7 protein-coding genes are annotated in these 7,031 nt (G+C 63.5%); 4 read left to right on the top strand and 3 right to left on the bottom strand.

All coding sequences use genetic code 11. The annotated features are described in order from the left end of the window. On the top strand, nt 1-111 hold a 111-nt coding region (locus APH30_RS27745; RefSeq protein ID WP_156326401.1), incomplete at its 5' end, for a methyltransferase. 116 nt (nt 112-227) lie between these two features. Here APH30_RS27745 and APH30_RS09420 read toward each other — a convergent pair. Genes APH30_RS09420 through APH30_RS09410 form a run of 3 tightly spaced genes read right to left on the bottom strand, consistent with a single transcriptional unit; the run spans nt 228 to nt 2,840 of the window. After that, nucleotides 228-383 (bottom strand): DUF2474 domain-containing protein, encoded by a 156-nt coding sequence (locus tag APH30_RS09420; RefSeq protein ID WP_054912344.1) that lies wholly within the window; start codon nt 381-383, stop codon nt 228-230. Nucleotides 384-392: 9 nt separating this feature from the next. Next, the gene (gene cydB, locus APH30_RS09415; RefSeq protein WP_009682263.1) at nt 393-1,400 is read right to left on the bottom strand and encodes a cytochrome d ubiquinol oxidase subunit II; all 1,008 of its coding nucleotides are present in this window, start codon (nt 1,398-1,400) and stop codon (nt 393-395) included. Nucleotides 1,401-1,403: 3 nt separating this feature from the next. Further along, nucleotides 1,404-2,840, bottom strand: coding sequence for a cytochrome ubiquinol oxidase subunit I (locus APH30_RS09410; RefSeq protein ID WP_054912343.1), 1,437 nt, complete (start codon nt 2,838-2,840; stop codon nt 1,404-1,406). Between the two features lie 344 nt (nt 2,841-3,184). Here APH30_RS09410 and APH30_RS09405 point away from each other — a divergent pair, with 344 nt between their 5' ends. From APH30_RS09405 to trmA, 3 genes are all read left to right on the top strand, one after another. Further along, nucleotides 3,185-4,405, top strand: coding sequence for an MFS transporter (locus APH30_RS09405; RefSeq protein ID WP_054912342.1), 1,221 nt, complete (start codon nt 3,185-3,187; stop codon nt 4,403-4,405). A gap of 190 nt (nt 4,406-4,595) precedes the next feature. Beyond that, nucleotides 4,596-5,891, top strand: a complete 1,296-nt coding sequence (locus tag APH30_RS09400; protein ID WP_009682260.1) for an NCS2 family permease — start codon at nt 4,596-4,598, stop codon at nt 5,889-5,891. Next, the gene (trmA, locus tag APH30_RS09395; protein WP_054912341.1) at nt 5,888-6,973 is read left to right on the top strand and encodes a tRNA (uridine(54)-C5)-methyltransferase TrmA; all 1,086 of its coding nucleotides are present in this window, start codon (nt 5,888-5,890) and stop codon (nt 6,971-6,973) included. Before APH30_RS09400 ends, trmA begins: the two co-directional genes overlap by 4 nt. Nucleotides 6,974-7,031: the final 58 nt, after the last annotated feature.

The following is a 7,031-nucleotide window of genomic DNA, read 5'->3' as shown; positions in this document are numbered from 1 at the left end:
GTCGTGGGCAACCGCCACTTGGGCTATCACAGCAAGCTGGCGCGGTTGTTCCGTGGGGTCGCGCAGGTAGCGGCTACGCCCAAGTTTGTAATCCTCAAAGCGCGCAAGTAAGCCTGTATCGGCCCTATCGCCGGCAAGCCGGCTCCCACAGGTACTGTACAAGGCTCGAGGCAGATGCGACCCTGTGGGAGCTGGCTTGCCGGCGATAGGGCCAAAGCAGGCTTACCTCAATGGGTGGTCAGGCCCGCAGCCCCCATGAACAAGCGCATCACCCAGGCCGCCACACCCAGTGCGGCCACGCTCAACGCCCAGATCAGCACCAGCCAACCCAGCCGCTGCCACAGCGGTTTCTTCTCTTCCAGGCCATGCTTGCCAGCCATCATGCGGGCCTCCTAGTGATAGCCGTCGTCATGGGTCACTTTGCCGCGGAACACGTAGTAGCTCCAGAAGGTATACCCGAGGATGAACGGCAGGATGAACAGGGTGCCAACCAGCATGAAGCCCTGGCTTTGTGCTGGCGCTGCGGCATCCCAGATCGAGATCGACGGCGGGATGATGTTCGGCCACAGGCTGATGCCCAAGCCGCTGTAGCCAAGGAATATCAGCACCAGCGTGAGCAGGAACGGCGTGTAGTGCGCGTTGCGGGCCACGGCCTTGAGCAAGCCATAGAACGTTACCAGCACCAGCAACGGCACCGGCATGAACCACAGCAGGTTAGGCATGCTGAACCAGCGGTCGGCGATCTGCGGGTAGGCAATCGGCGTCCACAGGCTGACGATACCGATCACCACCAGCAGCACCAGCGCCAAGGGCCGGGCGATTTCGTGCATTTTCTGCTGCAGCGGCCCTTCGGTTTTCATGATCAACCAGGTGCAACCCAGCAGCGTGTAGGCCACGATCAGCCCCACCCCGCAGAACAGGCTGAACGGGGTCAACCAGTCGAGGGTGCCCCCGGCAAAATGCCGGTCGACCACCTTGAACCCTTCCAGGAACGCGCCCAGCGCCACCCCCTGGAAGAAGGTGGCGATCAGCGAACCCCAGATGAATGCCTTGTCCCAGATGTGCCGCTTGCGGGCGGTGGCCTTGAAGCGGAATTCAAAGGCCACCCCCCGGAAGATCAAGCCGATCAGCATCAGGATCAACGGCAAGTACAACGCTTCCAGCACCACCGAGTAGGCCATCGGGAAGGCCCCGAACAGCCCGGCCCCCCCGAGCACCAGCCAGGTTTCGTTGCCGTCCCACACCGGGGCGACGGTGTTCATCATCACATCACGGTCATGCTCGCCCTTCACGAACGGGAAAAGCATGCCGATGCCCAGGTCGAAACCATCCATCACTACGTACATCATCACGCCGAAGATGATGATCACCGCCCAGATCAGCGGAAGGTCGATACCCATGGCTCAGTTCCCCTTGTTCAGGCTGGCGGTGTTGGCCTCGTGGCCATCATCGGCGGCGGACAGCGGCCGCGCCGGGGTGCGTTTGGTGCCGGGGCCACCCGGGTTGATTTCATCTCCCTCACCGGTCTGCGGGCCCTTGCGCACCAGGCGCAGCATGTAGCCAAGGCCGGTGCCGAACAGGGCGAAATACACCACCACGAACGCCACCAGGGTAAAGCCAAGCTGCGCATAGCTGTGGTTGGACACCCCGTCTGCGGTGCGCAGCAGGCCGTAAACCACCCAGGGCTGACGGCCAATTTCAGTGGTGAACCAGCCGGCCAGCAGCGCCACCAGGCCGGAGGGCCCCATCCACACTGCCATGTGCAGGAACGGCCGCGAGGTGTACAGCGTGCCTCGCTTGCGTAGCCAGAGGCTCCACAAGCCAACGATGATCATCAGCAGGCCCAGGCCGACCATGATGCGGAACGACCAGAACACGATGGTCGAGTTGGGCCGGTCTTCTGGCGGGAAGTCCTTCATCGCCGGCACCTGCTTGTCCAGGCTGTGGGTCAGGATCAGGCTGCCAAGCGCCGGGATCTCAAGCTTGAAGCGGGTGGTTTCGGCCTGCATGTCAGGAATGCCGAAAAGGATCAGCGGCGTCGGCTCACCGGGCACGTTCTCCCAGTGGCCTTCGATCGCGGCGATCTTCACCGGTTGGTGCTTGAGCGTGTTGAGGCCGTGGAAGTCGCCGATCACCGCCTGGATCGGGGCGACGATCAGTGCCATCCACATGGCCATCGACAGCATCTTGCGCACCGCCGGGTTGTCCCGCCCGCGCAGCAGGTGCCAGGCCGCCGAGGCGCCGACGAAGAACGCGGTGGACACGAACGCGGCCGTGGCCATGTGCATCAGGCGGTACGGGAACGACGGGTTGAACACCACGGCCAGCCAGTCTACCGGCACTACCCGGCCATCGATGATCTCGTGGCCCTGCGGGGTTTGCATCCAGCTGTTGGAGGCCAAGATCCAGAACGTGGACACCAGCGTACCCAATGCCACCATCAGCGTGGAGAAGAAGTGCAGCCCTCTGCCCACACGATTCCAGCCGAACAGCATGACCCCGAGGAAACCGGCTTCGAGGAAGAAGGCGGTGAGCACCTCGTAGGTGAGCAGTGGGCCGGTAACCGCGCCGGCGAAGTCGGAGAAGCGGCTCCAGTTGGTACCGAACTGGTAAGCCATGACCAACCCCGAGACCACCCCCATGCCGAAGTTCACTGCAAAGATCTTCGACCAGAAATGGTAGAGGTCGCGGTAGACCTGGTTGTGGGTGCGCAACCACAGGCCTTCGAGCACCGCCAGGTAGCTGGCGAGGCCAATGGTAATGGCCGGGAACAGGATGTGGAACGACACGGTAAAGGCGAACTGCATTCGGGCGAGCTCTAAGGCTTCTATTCCGAACATGGTGCTTCCTCTTCAGATAATCCGGCGTACGGGCTCGTGGCACCGTCGCCCACTGCCCCCACTGGGTCGAGTACGGCGCGTTGGAATTGTTCTGTTCGATCGCAGGGATTCCGGCCCATCGGGCCCATTCGTTAGTTCTGGAACGATTGATCCAGATCAACGACTGCTAGGAAGCATAGTCCTGAATGCACGGTTGGGCCGTGCGGTGGATTGCCGCGTGACCGGTTGCCCCACCGGCTTTCATGACGCGCGAAAAAGTGCCGACCCGGGCAAACAGTAACTGTTTGTTACAAACAGATGATACGCTGCGCCCCCCTCCACTGCGCCGAGGCCCCAGGGTTCCGATGTCCGATTCCGCACCGCAGTTGTTGCGCCAACACCGCCCGTTTCTGGCCTTCTGGCTGGCCCGTGTATTCACCGCCAGTGGCTTCCAGATGCTCACCGTGGCCATTGGCTGGCACCTCTACCAATTGACCGGCAATGTTCTCGACCTGGGCCTGGTAGGCCTGGTCGAATTCGCCCCTCGGGTGCTGTTCATGCTGCACACCGGGCATGTCGCCGACCGCTATGACAGGCGCAAGGTCGCAGCGCTGTGCCAGAGCCTGCAGGGGCTGATTGCCCTGGCGCTGGCCGTGGGCAGCGCCACCGACAACGTTACCCGGGAACTGATTTTTGCCCTGGCCTTCCTGCTGGGCGCCACGCGCTCGTTCGAAATGCCAGCCACCCAGGCGCTGCTACCCAACGTGGTACCGCCAGGGCTGTTCCCACGGGCGGTGGCCGCTTCGGCCTCGGCCACCCAGTCGGCGACCATCGTCGCCCCGGCGGTGGGCGGTTTTCTGTACGCCTTTGGCAGCATCTGGGTGTATGGCCCGACGGTGGCCCTGTACGCCATCGCCTGCATCCTGACCCTGAGCCTGCAGGCACGCGGCCAGGTTACCCAGCGTGGGCGTGCGAGCATCGAGTCGCTGCTGGCAGGGATCCGCTTCATACGTAGCCGCCCGGACATTCTTGGGGCCATTTCGCTGGACCTGTTCGCTGTGCTGCTGGGCGGTGCCACGGCGCTGCTGCCGGTGTTCGCCAAGGACATCCTGCTCACTGGCCCGCTGGGCCTGGGCCTGTTGCGCTCGGCGCCAGCGGTGGGGGCGTTGCTGATGTCGCTGTGGCTCGCGCGTTTTCCATTCGAGCGCAATGTCGGGCGGACCATGTTCACCGCAGTGGGTATTTTTGGCGTGGCCACCATTGCCTTCGGCCTGTCCACCTCGTTCTGGTTTTCGCTGGCGGTGCTGGTGGTACTGGGCGCGGCAGACATGATCAGCATGGTCATCCGCAGTTCGTTCGTGCAACTGGAAACCCCCGATGAGATGCGCGGGCGGGTGAGCGCGGTGAACGGGCTGTTCATTGGTGCCTCAAATCAGCTCGGCGAGTTCGAGTCGGGGGTAACGGCGCACTGGTTTGGCACAGTGCCGGCAGTGGTGATGGGTGGGGTGGGCACGTTGCTGGTGACCGGGGTGTGGATAAAGCTGTTCCCTACACTGGCCAAGCGGGATCGGTTGCACAGCGGTTGATGGGTTGCCGGCCACAGGGCCAATACAGGCTACAGCGAACCCATTCCCCAACGGCCATAGGCCACCGCCGAGCATGCTGGTATGATGCGCGGCTTTTTTCCGCCCCACACAAAACCACGGCAAGCGGTACGGTCTGTGCTTTGCTGTTGGGGTCGATATATTCGTGGCGCCGGGCGCCTTGGGAGCGGGAATGCTGGAAAGGCTGTTTCAACTAAAAGCACACAACACCAACGTGCGCACCGAGATTCTTGCGGGCGTCACCACCTTCCTGGCCATGGCCTACATCCTGTTCGTCAACCCGAGCATCCTCGGCGAGACCGGCATGGACAAGGGGGCGATCTTTGTCGCCACCTGCCTGGCAGCCGCCATCGGCTCCACCACCATGGGCCTGATCGCCAACTACCCGATCGCCCTGGCCCCGGGCATGGGCCTGAACGCGTTCTTCACCTATACCGTGGTGCTGCACATGGGCCACACCTGGCAGGTGGCATTGGGTGCAGTGTTCCTGTCGGCAGTGATGTTCTTCCTGCTGTCGATCTTCCGTATCCGTGAATGGATCGTGAACAGCATCCCACTGCCGCTGCGCTCGGCGATTGCTGCCGGTATCGGCCTGTTCCTGGCGCTGATCGCCCTGCATAATGCCGGCATCGTCGTCGATAACCCGGCAACCCTGGTGGGCTTGGGTGACCTCAAGCAACCGGCCCCGATTCTCGCCACGCTGGGCTTCTTCCTGATTGTCGGCCTGGAAGCACTGAAAGTGCGCGGCGCCGTGCTGATCGGCATCCTGGCGGTGACCGTCGCGGCGATCGTGATGGGCGTGACGCCGTTCGGCGGCATCGTCTCCATGCCGCCATCGCTGGCCCCGACCTTCCTGCAGCTGGATATCGCCGGCGCGCTGGATGTGGGCCTGGTAAGCGTGATCTTCGCCTTCCTGTTCGTCGATCTGTTCGACAACTCCGGCACCCTGATTGGCGTGGCCAAGCGCGCCGGGCTGATGGGCAAGGACGGCCACATGCCGAAAATGGGCCGTGCGCTGATCGCTGACAGCACCGCGGCCATGGCCGGTTCGCTGCTGGGCACCTCGACCACCACCAGCTACATCGAATCCGCTGCCGGCGTTAGCGCCGGTGGCCGTACCGGCCTGACGGCCATCGTGGTCGCCGTACTGTTCCTGCTGGCGCTGTTCTTCGCACCGTTGGCCGGCAGCGTGCCGGCCTTCGCCACGGCCCCGGCGCTGCTGTTCGTTGCGGTGCTGATGGCCTCGGGCCTGGCGGAGATAAACTGGGACGACGTGACCGAAGCCGCACCGGTGGTGGTGACTGCCCTGGCCATGCCGCTGACCTACTCGATCGCCAACGGTATTGCCTTCGGCTTCATCGCCTGGACTGCAGTCAAGCTGATTTCCGGCCGCTACCGCGACCTGAACCCGGCGCTGGTGATCCTTTCCATCCTGTTCGTCATCAAGCTGGGCTGGTTCAACGCATGAGTGCTGCTTTCGACCCCTCCTCCTACGCCACCCAGCTGGACGCCAAGGTCGCCCGGCTGCGCGAGCTGCTGGCACCGTTCGGCGCACCAGAGCCGGCTGTTTTCGACTCGCCACGCGAGCACTACCGCCTGCGCGCCGAGTTCCGCCTGTGGCGCGAGGATGGCCAGCGCCACTACGCCATGTTCGCCCCGGGCGAGAAGCACAAGGCGATCCTGATCGACGACTTCCCGATTGCGAGCCTGCGCATCAACGAACTGATGCCGCGCCTGAAGGCAGCCTGGCAGGCCAGCGAAGCGCTGGGCAACCGCCTGTTCCAGGTGGAGTTCCTTACCACCCTGGCTGGCGACGCCATGATTACCCTGTGCTACCACCGCCCGCTGGACGAGGCCTGGGAAGTGGCTGCACGGCAGCTGTCCGAGGCGCTGGGCGTGAGCGTGATTGGCCGCTCCAAAGGCAAACGCCTGGTGATCGGCCGCGACTACGCGGTGGAAAAACTCGACGTGGCTGGCCGTGTGTTCAGCTACCGCCAGCCAGAAGGCGCGTTCACCCAGCCTAACGGTGCCGTGAACCAGAAGATGCTGAGCTGGGCGTTCGAGGCAATGGGCGAGCGTGAGGACGACCTGCTGGAGCTGTATTGCGGCAACGGCAATTTCACCCTGCCACTGGCCACCCGCGTGCGCCAGGTGCTGGCCACCGAGATCAGCAAGACGTCGGTCAATGCCGCGTTGAGCAACCTCGACGAAAACGCTGTGGATAACGTGCGGCTGGTGCGCTTGTCGGCTGAAGAGCTGACCCAGGCGCTGAACGAGGTGCGGCCGTTCCGCCGGCTGGAAGGCATTGACCTGAAAGCCTATGACTTCGGTACGGTGTTCGTCGACCCGCCGCGTGCGGGTATGGACCCGGATACCTGCGAGTTGACCCGGCGTTTCGAGCGGATCCTGTACATCTCGTGCAACCCGGAAACGCTGGCGCAGAACATCGCTCAGCTGCAAGATACCCACCGTATCGAACGCTGCGCGCTGTTCGATCAATTCCCGTACACGCACCATATGGAAAGCGGCGTGCTGCTGGTCCGGCGCTGATCCGCGCTGCACTGGGGCCTGGCTGGCCCCAGCGCAGCTTGCCAGGAGAGTGATGCCG

Origin of the sequence: Pseudomonas sp. NBRC 111127 (assembly GCF_001320345.1) — a bacterium.
Classification (GTDB): Bacteria; Pseudomonadota; Gammaproteobacteria; order Pseudomonadales; family Pseudomonadaceae; genus Aquipseudomonas; species Aquipseudomonas juntendi.
This window is presented reverse-complemented; position numbering and strand designations above follow the sequence as displayed.